The sequence below is a fragment of the uncultured Kiloniella sp. genome (assembly GCF_937128705.1).
Lineage (GTDB): Bacteria > Pseudomonadota > Alphaproteobacteria > Kiloniellales > Kiloniellaceae > Kiloniella.
The window spans coordinates 1-20,827 of sequence record NZ_CAKZMP010000225.1 but is presented as its reverse complement, the minus strand read 5'-3'; the positions used below and the strand labels follow the sequence as shown (position 1 = coordinate 20,827).

18 protein-coding genes and 1 tRNA gene are annotated in these 20,827 nt (G+C 45.7%); 6 read left to right on the top strand and 13 right to left on the bottom strand.

All coding sequences use genetic code 11. The features are described 5' to 3' along the window. Nucleotides 1–227: 227 nt before the first annotated feature. Nucleotides 228–485, top strand: a complete 258-nt coding sequence (locus Q0241_RS11765; RefSeq protein WP_299377573.1) for a hypothetical protein — start codon at nucleotides 228–230, stop codon at nucleotides 483–485. Nucleotides 486–669: 184 nt separating this feature from the next. Beyond that, nucleotides 670–2,820, top strand: a complete 2,151-nt coding sequence (locus Q0241_RS11760; RefSeq protein ID WP_299377571.1) for an EAL domain-containing protein — start codon at nucleotides 670–672, stop codon at nucleotides 2,818–2,820. A 15-nt stretch (nucleotides 2,821–2,835) separates the two neighbouring features. On the opposite strand, the gene Q0241_RS11755 is transcribed toward Q0241_RS11760, so the two are convergent. From Q0241_RS11755 to hutG, 11 genes are all read right to left on the bottom strand, one after another. Further along, nucleotides 2,836–3,960: a GTP-binding protein gene (locus Q0241_RS11755; RefSeq protein ID WP_299377569.1), complete on the bottom strand. Its 1,125-nt coding sequence runs from the start codon at nucleotides 3,958–3,960 to the stop codon at nucleotides 2,836–2,838. A gap of 12 nt (nucleotides 3,961–3,972) precedes the next feature. Continuing rightward, nucleotides 3,973–5,028 (bottom strand): COX15/CtaA family protein, encoded by a 1,056-nt coding sequence (locus tag Q0241_RS11750; RefSeq protein WP_299377567.1) that lies wholly within the window; start codon nucleotides 5,026–5,028, stop codon nucleotides 3,973–3,975. Nucleotides 5,029–5,122: 94 nt separating this feature from the next. Beyond that, complete coding sequence (locus tag Q0241_RS11745; RefSeq protein ID WP_299377565.1) at nucleotides 5,123–5,794, bottom strand: VOC family protein; 672 nt, start codon at nucleotides 5,792–5,794, stop codon at nucleotides 5,123–5,125. 79 nt (nucleotides 5,795–5,873) lie between these two features. After that, the gene (locus Q0241_RS11740; RefSeq protein ID WP_299377563.1) at nucleotides 5,874–6,278 is read right to left on the bottom strand and encodes a tellurite resistance TerB family protein; all 405 of its coding nucleotides are present in this window, start codon (nucleotides 6,276–6,278) and stop codon (nucleotides 5,874–5,876) included. A 167-nt stretch (nucleotides 6,279–6,445) separates the two neighbouring features. Then, on the bottom strand, nucleotides 6,446–7,249 hold the full coding sequence (locus Q0241_RS11735; RefSeq protein ID WP_299377561.1) for an anti-sigma factor: 804 nt from the start codon (nucleotides 7,247–7,249) through the stop codon (nucleotides 6,446–6,448). Next, nucleotides 7,246–7,779 carry an RNA polymerase sigma factor gene (locus Q0241_RS11730; RefSeq protein ID WP_299377559.1) on the bottom strand — a complete coding sequence of 178 codons (534 nt, stop codon included), beginning with the start codon at nucleotides 7,777–7,779 and terminating at the stop codon, nucleotides 7,246–7,248. Before Q0241_RS11730 ends, Q0241_RS11735 begins: the two co-directional genes overlap by 4 nt. 42 nt (nucleotides 7,780–7,821) lie before the next feature. Beyond that, nucleotides 7,822–8,217: a hypothetical protein gene (locus Q0241_RS11725; RefSeq protein ID WP_299377557.1), complete on the bottom strand. Its 396-nt coding sequence runs from the start codon at nucleotides 8,215–8,217 to the stop codon at nucleotides 7,822–7,824. Nucleotides 8,218–8,370: 153 nt separating this feature from the next. Further along, on the bottom strand, nucleotides 8,371–8,997 hold the full coding sequence (locus tag Q0241_RS11720) for a LysE family translocator (protein ID WP_299377555.1): 627 nt from the start codon (nucleotides 8,995–8,997) through the stop codon (nucleotides 8,371–8,373). Nucleotides 8,998–9,276: 279 nt separating this feature from the next. Next, a complete protein-coding gene (locus tag Q0241_RS11715; RefSeq protein WP_299377553.1) occupies nucleotides 9,277–10,032 on the bottom strand; it encodes an IclR family transcriptional regulator in 756 nt (251 codons plus the stop codon). A gap of 6 nt (nucleotides 10,033–10,038) precedes the next feature. Next, nucleotides 10,039–11,421, bottom strand: coding sequence for a formimidoylglutamate deiminase (locus tag Q0241_RS11710; RefSeq protein WP_299377551.1), 1,383 nt, complete (start codon nucleotides 11,419–11,421; stop codon nucleotides 10,039–10,041). 111 nt (nucleotides 11,422–11,532) lie between these two features. Further along, entirely contained in the window at nucleotides 11,533–12,306 is a 774-nt protein-coding gene (gene hutG / locus Q0241_RS11705) for an N-formylglutamate deformylase (RefSeq protein ID WP_299377549.1), read from the bottom strand. Between the two features lie 147 nt (nucleotides 12,307–12,453). Between hutG and Q0241_RS11700 the strand changes: the two genes are divergently transcribed. From Q0241_RS11700 to Q0241_RS11690, 3 genes are read left to right on the top strand one after another with little or no spacing between them, the layout of a single operon-like run. Next, nucleotides 12,454–13,431, top strand: a complete 978-nt coding sequence (locus Q0241_RS11700; protein ID WP_299377547.1) for a TAXI family TRAP transporter solute-binding subunit — start codon at nucleotides 12,454–12,456, stop codon at nucleotides 13,429–13,431. Next, nucleotides 13,418–13,915 carry a DUF1850 domain-containing protein gene (locus tag Q0241_RS11695; protein ID WP_299377545.1) on the top strand — a complete coding sequence of 166 codons (498 nt, stop codon included), beginning with the start codon at nucleotides 13,418–13,420 and terminating at the stop codon, nucleotides 13,913–13,915. Before Q0241_RS11700 ends, Q0241_RS11695 begins: the two co-directional genes overlap by 14 nt. Before the next feature lie 3 nt (nucleotides 13,916–13,918). Next, complete coding sequence (locus tag Q0241_RS11690; RefSeq protein ID WP_299377543.1) at nucleotides 13,919–16,135, top strand: TRAP transporter permease; 2,217 nt, start codon at nucleotides 13,919–13,921, stop codon at nucleotides 16,133–16,135. A 340-nt stretch (nucleotides 16,136–16,475) separates the two neighbouring features. Here Q0241_RS11690 and Q0241_RS11685 read toward each other — a convergent pair. Both Q0241_RS11685 and Q0241_RS11680 read right to left on the bottom strand, forming a co-directional pair. After that, nucleotides 16,476–16,552: transfer RNA gene (locus Q0241_RS11685), tRNA-Pro, on the bottom strand. Between the two features lie 124 nt (nucleotides 16,553–16,676). Further along, complete coding sequence (locus Q0241_RS11680; protein WP_299377541.1) at nucleotides 16,677–19,472, bottom strand: ATP-dependent DNA helicase; 2,796 nt, start codon at nucleotides 19,470–19,472, stop codon at nucleotides 16,677–16,679. A gap of 409 nt (nucleotides 19,473–19,881) precedes the next feature. Here Q0241_RS11680 and Q0241_RS11675 point away from each other — a divergent pair. Then, on the top strand, nucleotides 19,882–20,827 hold a 946-nt coding region (locus Q0241_RS11675), incomplete at its 3' end, for a lysine--tRNA ligase (protein WP_299377539.1).

Sequence of the window (20,827 nt, the reverse complement as noted above, 5' to 3'; positions counted from 1 at the left end):
ATTTTGGCGTACAGATCCAAGAGCGTTGTTCTTTCTCATAAGGCAACGCTCTTGTTGATTCCAGACGAGCACTTTGTCTGTATCTGCCCGCTCAATATAGTTGAGTGCTGATTGTCCTTGCTCTAGGCGCTGTCGGATTCTAGAAAATAACTGGTCTAAGAGAATTTTAATTGAACTTGATTATAAACCGAAGACCTTAAAAGGTGTTCGGTTACGTGGGAAATCGCATGGTTGGCCGTATTATTCAGATCGTACTTCTTTGTTTTGTGGTTGGTGTTGTGCTTGCTGCTTTCAACACGGATGCATTGGGGCTTGTGAACTGGATTGTTGATAATTTTCAGAAGGTAGTCGATTCTGCTGCTGAATTTATTGATTGGGGCGGGCGCTATATTCTTTTGGGGGCAGGGTTGGTTTTACCAATCGTTGCGATCAACTTTTTGATCAAATATTTCAAGGGGCGCGGGTCGAAAAATCATACCGAATAAAAAAATGTAAGATTTATCGTCAAAAAATCGTGAAATTTTCCAGATCTTTACATTCCAGTAAGAGTCATTTTGCTAGCTTAGAGGATAAGCTGGGCGGCGTTTCTTTAAGTTATTAGCCAGTCCAAATGGCGGTTGTAAGTATAATGGAATGGATGGCTATCTCTATGATAGTCATAAATAAAGTTTGAATACAGATATCAAGCAAATCCTTAATGCTCTACCTGATTTGGCCCTATTGGTGCGGGATCAGCGCGTTGTCTTCTGCAATAATGCGGGATGCGATATGCTTGGTTATGATAATTCCGGGAATGATAATCCTCTTCCCGTTATTGATCTTGTTGATGTCGAATATCACGATGTCTTCAATGATATTTGGCAGGGACTATTGGAAAGTGGGAAAACAGATTTCCCGTTAAAAATAGTTGGCTTTAACAACAACAAGCATGAAATCATGTTTTATGCAGATTCTGTTGTAGAAGCGGAACAGAACACCATTATCCTTTATGGCAAGGACTTCTCTCTTGCCAAGAAAAATGCTGCAGCTCTTGTTGAAAGCGAGATATCACAGCGTATTCTCAAGGATGCTGCGCTTTCTTTCCTGTGTATCTGTGATGATAATGGCATCAGCTATATGAATCCTGCTGGGCTAAAGTTGCTTGAAGGTAGTGATGAAGAGGACGTTCTTGGTAAAGCCTTTTCAACGTTTGTTCACCCGGATTATAAATCTGTTTTTAACAAAGATTTTAAACTTCTATCCGCTGAAACACAGGCATTTCCCCTCAAACTTGTGGGTTTAAAAGGGGGAGCGTTACGTGTTGAAATGTTTGTTTCAAAGTTTCGCCACGGTGGTCGAAGTGCGTATTTAATCGAGGCCAAGGATATCAATGACCTGTTATTGCGCCAAGAAGAGCTGCTTCGTATCCAAGGGGTATTGAAGAAGAAAGTCGCGGAAAGAACACAGGAACTCTCACAGGAAATCAAAGCGCGTATTAAAGCCCAGAAAACAGTGGAACATATGACTTACCACGACGCGTTAACAGGTCTTGGTAACCGCATACAGTTTGTACATGCTGTTGATCAATACCCATCCCTTTTTAAAGGGCGCGAGGCCTGTGAGGATAATAAATACTGTGCTGTTCTGGTGATGGATCTGGATCATTTCAAAGATTTGAATGATATCTTTGGGCACGAAACAGGTGATCAGTTATTACGAAAAATTGCCGATTTGCTCAAAGAAGAATTAATCCCTGGGGCACATTTGGCTCGTTTGGGCGGCGATGAATTTGCCTTGATGCTGCCGATCGAAGAAAAAGTGGATGCAGAATATTGTGCTCAACGACTTCTAATGCGGATGGGCAAGGCGTTTTTCCTGAGTGGTAATGAAGTTTATTCAGGATGCAGTGTTGGTATCGCAATTGGTCCTGAACATGGAGGGACGGCAACTGAGCTTTTAGGCCATGCCGAAATGGCGCTTTATCAAGCGAAGCATAAAGGGAGGTCGACCTATACATTCTTTGATAGCGGTTTAAAAAAGAATCTCGAAGAAAGTAGTCGGTTAGAACATTTACTTCGGGCAGCATTAGATAAAAATGAATTCGAGCTTTATTACCAACCTCAGATAGAGCTGCAAACCGGACGTTTGGTCGGGGCCGAAGCCTTAATCCGTTGGCATAGCAGTGATGGAATGGTAAGCCCGGATCGTTTTATTCCTATTGCTGAGAAAACAGGATTAATCGATCCTATCACTGACTGGGTTATGACGACGGCTTGTACACAAGCAAAAGAATGGCAAAATATTTTGCCGGGTATTCGTGTCGCGGTTAATTTGTCTGCCGTTTCATTCAGGCAAGTCGACTTTGTTCACAAAGTGGCTGAAGTTCTTGAATTCACGCAGGTAAGTCCAGGATGTCTGGAGCTTGAAATTACCGAGACGGCGATTATGGCTGACTTTAGAGAAGCTGATCGTATTCTGAATAGTCTCGCTGAACTTGGGGTTCATTTGGCTATTGATGACTTTGGTACGGGGTATTCTTCGCTTTCTTATTTGAAGCGATTCCCGGTTGATAAGCTAAAAATTGATAAATCGTTTGTCTTAAAACTGGATCAGAATCAGGATGATGCTGCGATTACGGCTGCGATTATCTCTATGGCGCATGCTATGGGAACGAAAGTCCTAGCCGAAGGGGTCGAAGAAAAATCCCACATGCTATTCCTCAAAGATCGAGGTTGTGAAGAGGCGCAGGGGTATTTCTTTGCGAAGCCGATGCCAGCAGAAGAGTTTCTTCTATGGTGTACTCATGAAAGAACAGGTGGTTTTAAAGCGATAACTGGTTGAGGCTAGCTTTACCCGCTATATCACATCGTCATTCTGTTCCATGAACGCTTTGAAGGTATCTTCAAACATTTCCTGTTTTAGATCTTTGACGATAAAAACAATTTTTGATCGGCGGTCTTTGTCTGGCCAACCTTCCAGCATTACGGGGGGATGAAAAATGTGTTGAACACCATGAATGACAATTGGTTTCTCATCACCTTCGATATTCAGCAAACCTTTGATCCGAAGTAGATTGCTGCCATACAGTGTGATGAGCATATCAACCCATGAATTAAGTTGATCCCAGTCGAGCGGTTTGTCATGTGTCAGACAAAAAGCATGCACTTTGTCATCATGTCTGTTGGGGTCATGGCTATGTCCGTGGTGGTGTCCATGATCATGATGGTGGTGATGCCCGTGATCATGATCATGGTTATGTTTGTGACTATCTTCAAAAGCTTCTGCTTTAAGCCAGTTTTGCACATCCAGTGTTTTGGTTTCGGGATTATACAGACCAGCATTAAAAAGCTGTGCCGGATCAATCTGACCCTTCGCAATTTTGAAGATACTCGCTGTGGGGTTTAATTCTTTGAGGCGGGCGAGAATATCCCTAAAATCACCATCTTTGGACAGATCAGTTTTGGTCAGAAGCAGGCGGTCGGCCACAGCAGCCTGCTTGATTGATTCCTGATGATTGTTCAGTGTTTCTGTACCATTAATGGCATCGACAGTGGCGATTACACCATCCAGTCTAAAACGGTCACTTAGAAAAGGATCGGACATTAAGGTTTGCAGGATCGGCGCAGGATCGGCGAGGCCTGTTGTCTCGATAACGATGCGGTTGAAAGTGGGAACTTCTTTCATCAAGCGTTGTTTGTAGAGCTTTCTGATTGTTTCAACCAAGTCACCACGGACTGTGCAACACAGGCAACCACTATTCATCAGGACGATATCTTCTGAAGAGCTTTCGACCAGAAGATGATCCAGCCCGATCTCACCAAACTCGTTAACAATAACAGCAGTTTCATCCATGTCCGGATGTTGTAATAGCTCTTTCAACAGGGTGGTTTTCCCACTGCCCAGAAAGCCCGTCAGAACAGAGATGGCTAGCGGCTCATCAGGGATGTCCATATCGTGAACTTGGAATTTATGATCTGACATATCTAATAAACCTTAAAAGAGAGCAGGGTTTTTATCCCGGCGAACAACATAGAGGGCATAGAGACTGGCGGTAAGATACAACAGGCCACCGGCTTGATGCATGGCAGCTAACGAGATGGGCACAACCAGTAAAAGAGTGCTAATGCCCAATATAATCTGAATGACAGCACTCAAAAGCAAGAGGTTGAGCGCGAGCGCGAGGTCAGTAGAACGCTGCAAGACAAGGGACCACACCCATATAACCAAAGTAAGGGTAAAAGTGGTGATCGCCAAAGTCCGGTGGTTAAACTGTACGGCCGCGACATTCTCGAACGTATTTAGATACCATGGTTCAAGCGCATGATAGGCGTCGGGAATAATTTCACCATCCATCAAGGGGAAGGTGTTATAAATCATGCCTGCATTGAGGCCCGCGACAAGACCACCTGAAGCAATTGTTATGGTAACGAGCATCGGAATAAGGCAAAGCGGAATGTGCAGCTTGGCACTTGAAAAAGCCGAATTTCTGCTTGGTTGTGGAAATAATAACCCGATGGCAATCCAGAAAATGTAGGCATAAATGGCAAAGGCTAGTAACAGGTGTGCAGTTAATCGGTACTGGCTGACATCAGTTCTGTCTGCGAAGCCACTGGCAACCATATACCATCCCATACCACCCTGTAGTCCACCAAGAATAAACATCAGAATCATATGAGGGATAAGCGGTTTCCTGATTTGTCCTTTGATTAAAAACCATACAAAGGGCAACAGAAAAACGACGCCTATGGCACGACCCCAAAGACGATGAATGAATTCCCACCAGAAAATACTCTTAAACTCTTCCAGACTCATGCCCAGATTTTCTTGCTGGTATTCGGGAATTTGTTTGTAGATATCAAACATGCGTTCCCATTCGCCTTGGTTCATCGGGGGAAGAACACCCTTGAAGGGTTCCCACACCATGATTGACAAACCCGATTCCGTTAACCGGGTTATGGCACCAATGACGGCCATAGCCAGAATCATTCCACAGCACAGCAAAAGCCAGAGGGCGATGGGACGATCTTGTTGTCTTGTGTCTAATATCATGCTGTGCCTGCCAAAAACGATAGCTCTATATAGGTCTTATATAAGGATTTCGAAGGGTATCAATAGCATAAATCACAGGATAGATGATTGTCCGTTAAAGGGCTTTCGTTACGCGACAACTCGGCAAGTTGATATAATGGGTTGCCCGGCCGTTTTCATCGGCTAAGGACAGGGTCATTTTGTGCGTACTTCTACCCAGATTCAGTTCAACCAGTCCTTGCTCTTTTAGTGTTGTTAGATCGGGGTTTGATGGGCAATTTTCAGGAACATTAACAGAGATGGATGAAATTGTATGACAACCAATAGGGGCTTCCTTTTGCAGGGGCTTTGGGTCATTCCAACGATCTGGGCGCTGGCCACCGGGGGACGTGAATATAAATGGTTGGCGGGGATCAAGGCTTGTTTTTGCGACGGGAATAGACATGCCCGAAGGCAAATAAGGTGGTCGATAATCCCATGTTTCAAACGGTATTTCTGGGCGAAGAGCGATACCAAACGGTGACGTACCTGTTTCTCGCCACTGTGAACGTTCAGACAACTTTGTATCCTTGATTAAAGGACTTTTGATGTGTGCGGTATCGTTCACCCAAAGTAATTCAAGGTAGGCATTATCAAAACAGTAACAGATGTTTGTGGTGCCTTGACCTGGATGATCCCGCCGATAGCTTTCCCTAAACCCAGCGTCTTGGAGAAGTAACGCTTCGTTTGGTGTTTCCCCTTTTTTGGGGGTAGCGACAAAAATGAAAAGGTGATCTATCTCTAACATGGGCGTGTTAGTCTTCTGTCAGGTATAAAAAAAGAGAGGCTCTTAGCCTCTCTTTTTGTCAGTTCGTAAAACCTAGAACTTAGGCATGCATATAACGCGCGCGCGCGCCGCGTTCAATCGCAGCAGCGGCAAGACGTTCAATATCAAGAGTATGGCGCAGGATTTCCAAAAGGCGTAGCTCTTCCTGACTGGCAACACCATCAGCGGCCACAATTTCGAGCGCAAGTGCATAGGCTGTTTCTCTTAGATGCTCGGGTAGCGCCGCAAGAACCTTGTCAAGGACTCGGTCGATACCGTCTTCGCCTTCGAGAAGGTCAGCGCACTTACGAGAATCCATGGGAAGATCTTCTGGATTATAACCTTTGAACACAGGTAGAAATTTTACGATTTCACCAATCGTTGTTAGCTCTGAATCAGTCATGTCGCTGTCAGCTGCAGATGTAAGAACCATTACATAGACCAAGGCAGAACGATAATCGGTCATTGAGACACTTCCTTATGAACGTGTATAAACATTGTGCGTAATATTTGAAATATTGAGCCTCTTACTTGAGAAGAAGCGCGGTAAATTTCAATAGCTTTTCCATTACTATAACAGTCTTGGTGAATAAGTCCCTAGAGAACTCTTGAAAATAGGTGTTATTTTTTCGCTTAGAGTTGCTGATAGACATCATTAACAATTTCTAGCAGTTCATTTCGCTTAATATCCCCGATGACGGCGTAGCCGAGAGCGCCATTGTACCAGTAGAATGCCCGTGTTGATTCGGCTTGTTTGAATTGAAATCCCGTCTCGCCCTTTTCGTCGTTGAATGATTTGGTGAGATAGAGGGTAATACGGCTGCCGGCTTTACTTTCATACATAAACTGCGCGGCAGGTCCTGTTTGCGAAGGTAAAAGACGGCCGCCCATCAAATCAAACCCTTGTGCCGAGAGGTCAGGGATCGTGAGGGGGGTCTCGAGCCGATAAGAAAGCCATTTAGCAAGATGATCTTGCTCGTTCTTTTCAACTTCTACCGGATGCCGGACCTCGGGTGTGTAGATCCAATGGGCTTCCATAGCAGGTTGGGGAAAATTTTGCTTTGTGGCTATGGTGGCCGTTCTATCTATTGTTATATTTTTCAGATAATCCCGCCCAAACCAGCCACCTGCTATGCCAATGGCTAGAATCAAGAACGAGGCTGCTATTCGGGAAAGGATCGATGCTGACGTGCGATTATCGGAAAGTATATGTTGAGGCTTAGAAGGAGGTGAGAAGTATTCCGGTATTGGTTCATCAGCTTTTGGGGCAAAAAGATTGTTGATACCTTGGTTTTGCTTTTGCCACTCAGTGACCCGTCGGGCGTCATCTGGGTGAGTTTCAAGCCATTGTTCGACACGCAGCCTTTCCTCTGGTTTTAATTCTCCGTCAACATAGGCGTGGAGAAGCTCTGAGCCTTCAAATCTATTCCTGCTCATTTTATTCTCCTGATAGGCGGTACTTTTTTAGAGGATGATATCGCGGTAGATTTCCGCAAAGTTTCTCTTGCTCGGGAAAGCCGAGACATGACGGTGCCAAGTGGTACTTGTGTAATGGCTGAGACTTCCGAATAGCTTAAACCCTCTAGCGCAATCAACAAAAGGACCTGTTTTTGTTCATCGGGTAGTTGGGTAATCCCTTTATCCAGATCTCTTAAATACAAATGGCTCAGTTGATGTGATGTTGTATCTGTGTCTGGGACCAATGGTGTTCTTTCCGTCAATTCAGCAGGAAAATGAAGAGGGTTGGTTTGGTTCTGTCGATAGTGGTTAAGGTGGATGTTACTTAAAATTCTGTATAACCACGATTTTAAGCTGCCGTCGCCTTTCCACTGGTCACGTTTCGCCAAGCTTCTTTCCAGACAGTCCTGAACCAGATCATCCGCCTTGGACGAGTCTTTGACCAATGCGTAAGCATATCGCCTGAGAAAAGGGATAGACTTGGTCAACTGATCAAGAAACTCGTCCATAATGGCTTAGACCTTTGGTCTGTCGTATTCAGAGCTGCGGTATTAAGGTTTTACAACGTGCCAGACGCCTTTGAACTTATCTCCGGTGACATCGCCGGGCTTTTTGTCTTGGACCCAGCCATAAAGTGGCATCCCTTTATATGCCCATTGTTGCGCCCCATCATCACGTGTGATTTTTGTGTAATTTCCTTTTTCCGTAGCAGAAGATGAAGCCAAAAGAGGTGGCCAAGCTTTTGCGCAACCACCATTGCAAACTGATTTTCCACCTGAATCCTTATCGAAGGAGTAAAGTGTCATCCCTGAGTTGTTGACGAGAATTGTACCGAGTGATGTCTCGCTTGTGGTAACGATTCCATCCAAATTTTCTGCGGATGCTGTAAAGGGAGCGGCGGTCATAAGGGCAGTTGTAACGATGATCATTTTCAGCGTTGTCTTCATGTCTTTATTTCCTTAATTCAAAGTTTGAAAAATATCCGTGTAAATAAAAGACACTTCAGCGCTGGTTTTATTCCCCTAATGTGAAAATAAATTGTCCCAAATAAGAAAATACCGGGATAGTCCGGCATTTTCTGGGTGGTATTTCGGTAAAATCTAACGGCTGGATGTAGCGAGCAGGCCACCAACTGCAATGAGAAACGATCCACTGGTCCGGTTCATTATTCTTTGCCCTTTTTGTGTTCGGGTTAGGAATGCAAGTTGCTTACCGGAAATGGCATAGAGAAAGAGCGCAATAATTTCGAGGAAAACAAAGATTATTCCCATTGTCGTAACTTGCGGCAACATTGGAAGAACAGGGTCAATGAATTGAGGAAAAAAGGCAGTGAAAACTAAAATTGCCTTGGGATTACTGATTGCGACAAGAAATTCCTGTCGAATAATGGCATAGGTAGAAGTTTTTGATCTCTGGGGTTCTCCAAAGTCTTCGACATCTTTAGTTTTTGAGCGCCACAAGCGAATGCCCAGATAAACGAGATATATGGCACCGCCAATTTTCAAGGCGTAAAAGGCTGTTGTTGAAGCAGCCAGAATTGCCCCGAGGCCCGTGGCAGTCAGAACAATAAGGATAACAAAAGCCACTAGGCGGCCTAATCCGCCTTTCATGGCGTCAAAAAGTCCATAGCGCAGGCCGTTTGTCATGGCGAGCATGTTATTTGGGCCCGGCAGAATATTGATTGCGAAGGCTGCAGGTATAAACAACAGCAGTAGATCAAACGACATAACAGGCTCCGAGATAGCAGTAATGAACTGATCAAAAGCCTAGTGAGAATAGAGTACGGCGTATAGCAAAAGAATGAGATAGCCCAGATTGTAATGTTACAATGAGTCTGTGAGGTAATGCTGGCATGATCTCATAGGGAGGCGGGCCGACCTTATGATGAAAATATTCTGCGAATTAAGATAAAAAACCGCTTAAAGGCGGTTTTTTGGTCAGTTTTTCTTCTTTTAAAATATTGAGTAAAGCACAGATTTGAGCGCGAATGTCCTTCGCGATGATTATTACTGCATTTCAGAGATGCGCTTCGCACAGTCGAGTACCATGTTTATTAAGTGTTCATTCAAGCCTAGCTGGTTGTGGTGCCCAGATATATTAACGGCTCCGATAGCGTACCCTGATCGATCATGGATCGGGGCAGCTATCGCATTTGTTCCTTCTGCTAACTGTGAAGCTTGTGCCGTATACCCTCGTTTTTGATCTTCTTTTAAGGCTACTTTAAGCTCGTTAAGCGTGCCAATTGTTGCATCTGTGAATTTTTGAAATTCATACCCCTTGAAGCGGCGATCAATCTCTTCGTCACTGAGCGAGGAAAGCATGATACGCCCCATGGATGTTGCAAAGGCTGGTAGGCGTGAACCAACGGGAATATTGGAGACCATAGGACTGGGAGACATGGCGCGAAAAACATAGACGGCATCTGTGTTTTCTAGTACCGCGACGTGAACTGAAAAACCGGATAGATCGCGTAGATGACGTGCGTGACTGGCTGCAACGTCGTTTAAATCCAAAGACTTGATATAGCTATAGCCCAGCTCCATAACGCGTGGCGCGAGGCGGAATGTACGCTCCGCCTCGTTTTTTATTAAATAACCTTCTTGTTCTAACGTATGTACAAAACGAAAGGCTGCTGAACTCGTTACTGAAATTTCATCAGCGATTTGCGAAAGCGTCATTTGTGCTCGACCGGCGCCAAATGCTTCAAGAATTCTAAGGCCCCGCAGGAGTGAATTTGACTGATATTTCTTACTTTTATCCATAGCTACTTATAATTTATGGGCCAGTCTCTGTATAGCTGAAACATAGGCTGTGTTTATCGTTTCTTCTAACGGATGCTTTCCGGATGTTAAAACTTTCTTGCCGGCAACATAAACGTCGCCAATATCAGCTTTTTGTCCAGAAAATATATGGAAATCAAGTACGGCTTGAGGGGAAACGGCTGCCATAATACCGTTCCGATCAAATTTGAGTTCGACAAAATCTGCCCGGGACCCCACGGATATTTGTCCGATTTTACGGCCAGTGGCGCGCGCACCGCCCGTTGCAGCCAATTGCCACAAATTACTGCCAACATTGGGCATTTTTTCCGAGCACAGAACGTTTCGTTGTCGATGTAACAAACGCTGACTGTATTCCAGAGTACGTAGCTCTTGGGTGGCCTGTGTGCAAATATTACTGTCTGAACCGATGCCAAAATGACCCCCCTCATTCAGAAAATCAATAGCCCGGAAAATTCCATCCCCAAGATTTGATTCTGTTAACGGGCACAAGCCGACAGTTGCACCAGAGCTGGCGATGGCAGAAACTTCTTCATCATCCAGATGGGTTGAATGGATTAGACACCACGCGGAATCTACAGGTGCTTGGTCCATAAGGGCTGTGACAGAACGCTTCCCGTTATAAGCAACGCTGTCATCTACTTCTTTGGTTTGCTCTGCCACATGAATATGAACCGGACAATCTGGTAAAAGATTGTCTCGTAAGTCAAGAAGCCAAGCCATTTCGTCTTCGGTGACGGCTCTTAATGAGTGAGGAGCCAAGCCTAAATTATAACTGGCCTGGTTTTGGTTTGACTTAAGTATTTCGATTAACTTCAGATATTGGTCTCGCGAGTTGATAAAACGACGTTGAGCATCTTGTGGGGCGACACCGCCAAAATTTGCGTGGGCGTAAAATACAGGAAGATGTGTAAGGCTAAGACCCGTTTGATCAGAGGCAGTTATAATCGCTGTCGACAGTTCTTCAGTCTGTGCATAATAACTGCCGTCCATGTCATTGTGTAGGTAATGGAATTCAACAACTTCTGTATACCCGCCTTTGAGAAGTTCCATATAAAGCTTTGCGGTGATTGCCTGTAGTTCGCTGGGGGAAACATTGTGCGCAAAATAATACATCATTTCACGCCAGGACCAGAAGCTATCAACGGGATTTCTTCGTACTTCTGATAAGCCGGCCATTGCATATTGAAACGAATGGCTGTGAAGGTTTGGCATTCCGGGGACAATCGGGTTTTCAATCACAGGGTAGCAGTTTGGGTTATTATCCTGATCAATTGCCCGAATATAACCGTCTTCCGAGATGCTGACAGAGATGTCATATACCCAACCCTGATTTGTCAGAGCTTGTTTGAAGAATAAACCGGTCGCCATTTAATTGATGTCCTTTATAGCTTTATGGGGGTACCGCAGAATAGAAGAGTTCGTAATCAGATCCGGGTCGGTATGGTTAACTTAAAGTGATGATGAGGTTTTCAAGAAAAGTCATTTTCTAGATTCCAGTTCGGATAACAGCGCAGATACCAATCCTTTTATCGTATCGCCAAGTGTAATCGCTTTTTGGTTTTCCAGGTTCCAAGGACTTTGCTCGATCATGTATGTTGATTGTGCAATCTCAAGCTGAAGGGCGTGTATGTTTTGATCTGGCCGGCCATAATGCCGTGTAATGTAGCCGCCTTTGAAACGACCATTTTTTACGAAACTATATTTACCAGAACTAAGGTATTGCTGGGCACACTTCTCAAATCGAGAATCAGTACTGTTGCCGCTATTGGTTCCAAGATTAAAATCGGGCAACACACCATCAAATAGACGGGGTACTTCTGATCGGATCGAATGCAGGTCTATCAGAATGCAAATACCAAACTCGGATTTGATACGCTGAATTTCTGCCTCTAGTGCTTGATGATAGGGGCCCCAATAGGTGTTGATACGTGCTTTTATTTCTTCTTCATCGGGCTCTTGTTCTGTTTGATAAAGTGGATGCCCGTCAAAATCTATCTGCGAAACAAGACCAGTCGTGGGACCTGTATAAAGGGGCGTATCTTCGGCGGAACGATTCAAATCCACTACGTAGCGGGAATACTGCGCCACCATGACGCTGCATCCTAGCTCAGCACAAGGGAGGGCAAATTCATGCATGTGCCAATCGGTGTCTTTCAGATCCAATGCATCAGGGCGTAATCGCGATAGGATTGACGGTGGAAGGGAAGTTCCAGCATGGGGGACGTTAAGCAAAATCGGGGTAGATCCTGCCATAAATTTTATCAATTCGGGTGTCATCGCTATAAAATCATATTTTTACAATTGAAAAACAGCTTTGACATTTAAAATTAGATGAGTCAAATTATTCGTAGAGCCGGGTGGCGAGAGAATTCCCGGTTGGTTAACAACATGGAGAACAATATGCTTACTCGCAGAACTCTTATGCTTTCAGCCGCGGCTTTGCCTTTGGCCGGTCTTGTCGGAAAATCTGTAAGCGCTCAAACACGCTCTTTCTTTGGTATTGCTACTGGCGGAACGGGTGGTACCTACTATCCACTGGGCGGTATGCTTGCTCAGTTAATTTCTAATACCGCTGAGCTTCCAGATACAAAATTGTCGGCAACAGCAGAAACAGGTAATGCGTCTGTTGCAAACACCAAGCTTTTGAGCCGTGGTGAAATTGAAAGTGCCTTTGCTGCTGCTGATATTCTAGACGCTGCTTATAGAGGTGTCGGTCAGTTTGAAGGCAACAAAGTTGAAAACATTCGTGCCATCGGTGCGCTGTACCCTGAGACAGTTCAGCTGGTTGCGCGTGCGGATTCTAACATCGAGAAATTCGAAGATCTTGCCGGAAAGTCCATTTCGTCTGGTTCTCCTGGATCAGGTCAGTGGCAGCTATTGGGTGACTTAGTTGAGGCCCACGGTATGTCTCGGGATGATCTGTCTGAAGACTTCTCATCTTTTTCACAATCGGTTGAAAAAATTAAAGATGGTAATCTAGACGCATCATTGATTACTGCTGGTGCGCCGACGTCTTCTGTTACCGAACTTGCCAATGGTCATGAGATCAAAGTGATCCCGTTAAGCGGACCAGCAATCGCCAAGTTGCAGGAAAAACAGCCTTATTATGTAAATTCCATTCTGCCTGCAGGATCTTACAAAGGTATTGATAAAGACGTTGAAACTTTGGCTGTTCGTGCGATCTGGGCAACACATGCTGGCGTGTCGGATGATATTATCTACGCCGTGACAAAAGCTCTTTATGAAAACACGGAAACTCTTGGGAAAGTTCATCCTAAGGGCAAGGAAATTGCTGCGAAAACAGCGCTGCAAAGTGTTTCAATTCCTGTGCATCCTGGCGCAGCAAAATACTATAAAGAAATCGGTGTTACAAAGTAAGCTGATATACTTTCGTAAAATAGGCTTTGCCGTATGGCTAAGCCTATTTTTTCTGTCGGCTCCTTCTGGGGCCGACAATCCGGTTCGTAACCTTTGTTTATATGATGGCTATTCGAACCGTGAACTAGTGCGATATACGCTTGATGAAAGCCACAAATTTTCACTTTCCTTTATTCATTCCGCGACGCTTACGCCAGTGATGGATATATACGAGGTGCGATCAAGTGGGATACATCAAATTGCTGAAGTATTTGAAACTCATAGTGCCGGATTGCCTTCTTTTGCTGGTGATGTTGGAACAATCAAATGGCGGCAACAGGACGGTAAATTTATCCTTGAAATGGATCGGCAATTTACCCGTATTCAGGTGCGTGTTCAGCGTGAATACCTCAATAGCCTGCATCTTGGTGAATTAGTGATTATTTTGGCGGATCTTAAAGCCAAGGTTCTGGGTATTGAGATGTGCGAGAATGAAGGAAAGTAACATATGACAAAGCAAACAGGTCAATCTGGACAGTCAGATCCAGACCTCTCGCCCGAACAAATCGAGGCGATGATCAAGGAGTATGACTCCGAATCTAACTTCCGCGATTTATTGGGGCCAGTTGCTATACTGGTCACAATTGCCTCGGTTGCTCTGTCTTTATTCCATTTGTATACGGCAGGTTTTGGACTTCTGAACGAAGTTATGCACCGTACGGTGCATCTGGCTTTTGTGATGGGGCTGGTATTTTTGGTTTTCCCGCGCAAACGGGCAGCGCCGACACCAGCGATGTGGCGTAGTTCTTTCTTGTTTGCGGCCTTCTATCTCTTTTTGATCTTTGACCTTTTGGGGCAATTGCCCGCGACTGTCTCAAGTTATGTTTTTATCGCAGGAATGGTGGGGCTGGCTATCATGACCCTGCCAATAAAAGGGCGTGGTTGTGAGCCGGGGAAAATCGCTTTACGTGATTGGCTTTTTGCTGCGTTAGGCGCAGGCTTCTCTGCTTATCTTGCAGTCTTCTTCAAAGACATCTTTATCGTGAATGTTGGCGAACCGCGTCCACAAGAATATATGATGGGCCTGATCGCAATTATCGTAACATTAGAGGCAACGCGTCGTACCATGGGGGCGACGCTGGCCTACATTGGGGCCTTTTGTATTCTTTACGCTATGTTTGGTCCTTATATGCCGGGGATTTTGGCCCATCGCGGTTACGGGATCGATCGTATTATTAATCACCTCTTTGTTGGAACGGAAGGTATCTATGGCGTCGCAGTTGGCGTTGTTGCAACCTATGTCTTCCATTTTGTTCTATTTGGTATTCTTGCTCAAATGAGCGGTCTTGGGCAGCTCTTTATTGATTTGGCGACAATCATAGCTGGCCGTCAATCCGGGGGGAGTGCAAAGGTTTCGGTTGTGTCTTCTGGCTTCTTCGGAATGATTTCCGGGTCTCCGATTGCCAACACGGTTACCACAGGGGCTTTTACAATTCCGTTGATGAAAAAGATGGGTTTTTCAGGGCGCTTTGCAGGTGCCGTTGAAGCATCTGCATCCTGTGGTGGGCAAGTCACACCACCGATTATGGGGGCTTCGGCTTTTGTGATGACCGAGATGTTAGGTGTGCCCTATAATGAAATCATCCTTATTGCGATTATTCCGGCAGCTTTTCATTATTTAGCCATTTTGTTGATGGTGCATTTGGAATCAAAGCGGTTGGGACTTGCGGGGATGTCTGCTGATAAAATTCCACAGCTGGCTAACGTTCTGAAACGGTCTTGGCACTTATTGATTCCCTTAGCTGTCATGGTTACACTTTTATTGATGCAATATACGCCGTTTTTGGCCGCTTTTTGGGGGATTCTATTCACGATAGGATTTTCTTATATCCCGCTGGTAGCTCATAGAATGGGTAATCGGGATATGGATTTAAACACAGTATTGACGCCAAGAAAGCTCATGATCGGTTTCGAGGATGGCGCTAAGTTTGCGCTTGCTATCGGTGCTGCTTGTGCCTGTGTAGGCTTTCTGCTGGGGATTACGACATTAACGGGCTTAGGGTTCAAGTTCTCGGCGGCTGTTGTACAGCTGGCGTATGATCTCGCGGGAATTGTCACGGCGTTCGACTTTACTGGCCTTCTTTCAGAAAAATCCATTGCGTTGTTCTTCGGTCTCTTTTTCGTGGCAATTGCTTGTATCCTGATGGGGGCGGGTATCCCAACGACGCCGACTTACATTATCTTGGCATCAATAGCTGCGCCTGCATTGTCAGAGTTTGGTGTGCCGTTGATCGCGACACACTTCTTTGTTTTTTACTTCGGAGTGCTGGCAGATGTTACCCCCCCTGTTGCTTTAGCAGCATATGCAGCAGCAGGGCTGTCACGGGCAGACCCAATGCGTACGGGCACGACCGCTTTCAGGCTCTCTATGGGTAAGGCATTGGTACCTTTTATGTTTATCTATGCGCCTAGTTTGCTGTTTGTCGACTTTTCTCTGGTTGAGTTTGTCTTGGCTTTGTTTAGTGGGGTTCTTGCTATTCTCGCTCTGTCTGCTGCTTATATCGGGTTTTGGGGACGTGAACTTATTTTAGTCGAGAAGGTTTTGCTTACTCTTGCTGGTTTGGTCCTTATCTCAAACAGCTGGATCGCCATTACGCTGGGGACTCTCGTTGTTTTGGGTATCCTGTTAAGGGCAAAGGTATCAAGCCGAACAGAAATGGCTTAATTTATGTGGTTTGGGCAGGGTGGTTTAGATCCTGTCCAAACCACAATTTGTTTCGGGTGTATGAAAGATCCGTTTTGCGAAAGTATGCCTGTCACAGAGTATTGGGCGCAGAGCATTCGGCTTGTCGCAATGTTCGAATGAATTGATGGATAGCGTTATTCTGCTGTTCAATTAACGAATTTTGTTTCGTTATATTGCATTCAAATTCTCATGAATTTTTATTATTATAGAATTTTTAAAGCAAACATTTGCATATCGTGAGGAATTGTTTGCCTGAAAAAGACAAAAGACCGCTCGAAGGCGGTCTTTGTGGTCAATTATTCCTTCTTTTTGGAATAATTGGTCGGGGAGAGAGGATTCGAACCTCCGACCCTCTGGTCCCAAACCAGATGCGCTACCAGGCTGCGCTACTCCCCGATCCGGAGTGAGGTTTATTCTTACTCTTTTGCTTTTGCAAGCAAAAAAAGCAGAAATTTTCATGACGAGATAAAATGAAGGGCCTTGTTTTTATTTTTAAAGACCAAGGCATCATGTTTTCTAGTTATTTAGATGGTGTTGCAAAGAACTCACGAACTTGGGAAACGGCGTCTGCCAATCCTGTTTTTTGTATTGAAACACCTTCGGGAAAGGCATTTTGGAGTCTCGTCGGCATCATCGGATCAAGAAGGACGAATATACCGCGATCATTTTCACGTCTGATGAGGCGACCATAGGCTTGTTTCAGCTTTAGTCTTGTTTGGCTGTCATTATAGCGGTTGCCACCAAAATGCTCTTTGCGGGCACGGTGTTGAATTGTTGGCCTTGGCCAGGGAACGCGATCAAATACGATCAGTCGTAGGGAATCGCCGGGTACATCTACGCCGTCACGAACGGCATCGGTGCCTAATAAAGATGAATTTCTTTCTGCTCTAAATATATCGATGAGTGTTGAGGTGTCGAGGTTATCGACATGCTGGCTATAGAGCGTCAAACCGGATCGATCGAGTTCGGGTCCCATTTTCTGGTGAACAGTCCTGAGGCGGGAAATGGCAGTAAAAAGTCCTAAGGCTCCGCCTTGTGAGGCCAGAAACAATTCTCGATAAGCTGCTGAAACCTGATCCATATCGTCTTTACGGACGTCATTGACGATAAAGACCCGGGTTTGATTGACATAATCATAGGGGGACTTGAATCGGGCTCTTGTCGGAATACCGGGAACGAAGGATGCGCCACTACGTCGTTCTGCGCCAATCCAGTCGCCTTCTTCATTTCCACTCCCTTCGGTCAGGGTTGCTGATGTTATGACAGTACCATGCGCCTGAGATAACAAAGTATTCGCCAGCGGTTTTGTGGGGTCAATCCAGTGTCTGTGCAAGCCAACATCCAAGTCTTTTCCTCCAGCACGTTCGACAGAAAGCCAGTCGGTGAAATCTTCTGGAATTTCCTCTTCCAACGCAATGAGCATGGCGATCCATGCCTGCACCTGATTACTGCCGCGTTGTTCCAGACTTTTACAAGCCGCTTCGATCCGTCGCCGTGTGTCGCTATCTAGTTCATCAGCTTCATTATCCAGACGTTGTTCCAGACGGCGGCGCAGGTTTTTAATTGGTTCCAGAAGCTCTTCGAGTGCAGAACGTAGTTCAATTGCAGATTCTATGAGGCCCGGAATTGCGGGTTTGGTTTCCGCTTCGAGACTATAGGGGGAGTTTTCATGGTCCGTACGAGCGTAAACCTGTTCTCTTAACCGGCAAAGGAAGGTTTCCATTGGCCCGTTTGGAAGGTTATCTTCCATCCGATTTACCCAACCGTCCCCGGTAAGATGTCTTGCCGCGTGTACGGTTTCGGTGACCAGATCGCGAGTCCTGTCGTCTGTTGCGATCAAATCTTCCAGCCGCTTTTTCAGGCCGCGTGCTCGGCTTGCAGAACGGGTTGATCCTGTTTCTACCCCAGAAATCCAACGGCGGAGTTCCTGACTTTCCTGTGCTGTTAGGTGTGCAGAAAAAGCACTGTCAGCAGCATCAAACAGGTGATGGCCTTCGTCGAAAACATAATGACTGGGAAGAGAGCCTTCATCACGTCCGCCGCCCATGGCAGCTTGGATCATGACCAGTGCATGGTTTGCGACAACGATATTTGCGCGTTTGGCTTTGCGAATATTACGTTCAATATAACAACGACTGTAGTGGGGGCAGCCAGAGTAAATACATTCGCCACGTCTGTCTGTTAGACCCAGAGTTCTGTTCTTCCCAACCAAGTCAGCCAACCAGCCAGGGAAGTCGCCCCCAACCATATCACCATTTCTGCTGCGTGATGCCCATCTTACCATCAAACCTATGGCAATGGCGTCATGAGGTTTCGTCATTAGGGCTTGAGACGCTTCTTCAAGATTCAGCAGACAAAGATAATTTTCGCGACCTTTACGTATGACAACACGTTTTGATTTCTCGCGCCGTTCTGGAAAAAGTCTATTGAGCTCACTGTCGATTTGAGTTTGTAGGTTTCGGGTAAAGGTGGATATCCAGATCGGGGCGCCATTTTTTTCGGACCAAAGACTAGCTGGCGCAATGTACCCCAAGGTTTTGCCAACACCAGTTCCGGCTTCTGCCAAGACAATATTGGGTTCGCCGGAAACGTCTCTGGGGGCAAACGCGCTGGAAACTGCGGCGGAATAATCCACCTGTTGTGGACGAACTTCTGCATCTTCACCGAGTAGTTCAGAGAGGCGGCGTCTTGCTTCTTCTGGCTTAACAGACTGATGCCTTGGTGGATCTTCGGGGGCGTGATCACTCCATTCTTCAAGGCGTTCCCAAACACGCATCCCGCGCCCGGGCTTTAGGGCCGGGGAGTGCAGGTTTTCTTCCTGCATAGCCGATAGTATTGCGGGTCCCCATAACCAACCGGCCATCATCATTGTTCTTGCAATGTCGGCAGCATAGGGATCGTATTGTCTGCCTTTGGATGCTTGCTCACGCAAAAGAAGTTCTGATGTTTGATGCAGAATTAGGGCTGCGGCTTCAATTGATGTGGGCTCTGGGGCGCCAATAAAGGCCGCGAGGCCCCGGGGCGTTGGTGTACAGGCGGCAGCCGGGCGCACAAAAGCGATCAGCTCAAGGACATCATACGATGGGAAGGGATCTATGCCCAACCTTTGGGCCGTAGATTTTGCATGGCATACCATCGGGGGGTCAAGGGTGACACGGCGAGCAGCCTCAATATTTGGCAATCTTTCGATCTCGCCGTCTGGACTAATCCAGACTGAAAAACGTAATCCGGATAACAGCAAAGGCGCCTTGGGCATCATAATTGCGTCGGCTTGGCTGGTAATCGTTTGATTTGCTGTTGGGGGTTCCGGTGTCATGCTTTGAGTGTCATATTTCTGATGTTGTTCCTCGTAAGGTCTATGCTCTATCTAAATATTTTTTACCAATTATATAAGTTTGGACGGCTTTCTTTGTCTTCTTATAAAAGCGGGCGTCGCTAATGGCTATTGAAAAAGAACAAGCGGCGAACATTTGTTGTGATTTATGAAATATCAGTCTCTGTTACGGCTCTTATAGTCGTTTAACTTAACTCTTGTCCGTCATTGTTTCATTGTTCGTGTAGGCTATCGACACTTCTCTCTTCACGCCTAGAACAAAAATTAAGTTAAACGACTATAGTTGACGCGAGGCTTTCCTGCGCCTAATTTCCCCATCTCTGGCCTGTTATTGAATAGAGTCAGAACGACTTTCATTAAATTAACATTACACCCTTGAGGGATTGAAACGATGTCTAACCACCAGGAACTTGCTATGCAGGCAAAAGCATGGCCGTTTGAAGAAGCGCGCAAAGTATTGGCTCGTATCGGTGGGAAGACGCCGGAGAAGGGGTATGTTCTTTTTCAAACAGGGTATGGTCCATCAGGGCTGCCTCATATTGGAACTTTTGGTGAGGTTGCTCGTACGACGATGGTGCGTAATGCGTTTGAACAGCTGAGCGATATCCCAACCAAGCTTTTCTGTTTCTCTGATGATCTTGATGGTTTCCGCAAAGTACCGGATAATTTGCCCAACAAAGAAATGCTGGCGGCAAATATCGGGCAGCCACTTTCAAAGGTGCCTGATCCGTTTGGTGAGCACGAAAGTCTGGGGCACCATAATAATGCTCGTCTCAGACAGTTCCTGGACAGCTTCGGTTTTCAGTATGATTTCCTTTCTGCTACCGAGGTCTATCAGTCTGGTCAATTCGATAAGGCATTATTGGAAATTCTGGCTAACTACGACAAGATCATGGGGGTGATGCTGCCGACACTCGGGAAAGAGCGTCAGGCAACCTATAGTCCTTTTATGCCTATTTGCCCTAAGACAGGGAAAGTCCTTCAGGTGCCTGTCGAGGAAACCAATGTCGATGCGGGGACAATTTCTTTCCGTGATGAAGGTGGGGATCTGATCGAAGTTCCCGTGACTGGCGGGCATTGTAAACTTCAGTGGAAACCGGATTGGGCGATGCGTCAGTACGCGCTGGATGTTGACTATGAAATGTCAGGCAAAGACCTGATTGATTCAGTCAAGCTGGGCAAGAAAATACAAAAGGTTCTGGGGTGCAAAGGACCTGAAACCTTTACTTACGAGCTTTTCCTGGACGAACAGGGGCAAAAAATCTCTAAATCCAAAGGGAACGGACTTTCCATGGAAGAGTGGCTGACTTATGCGCCACAGGAAAGTCTAGCCTTGT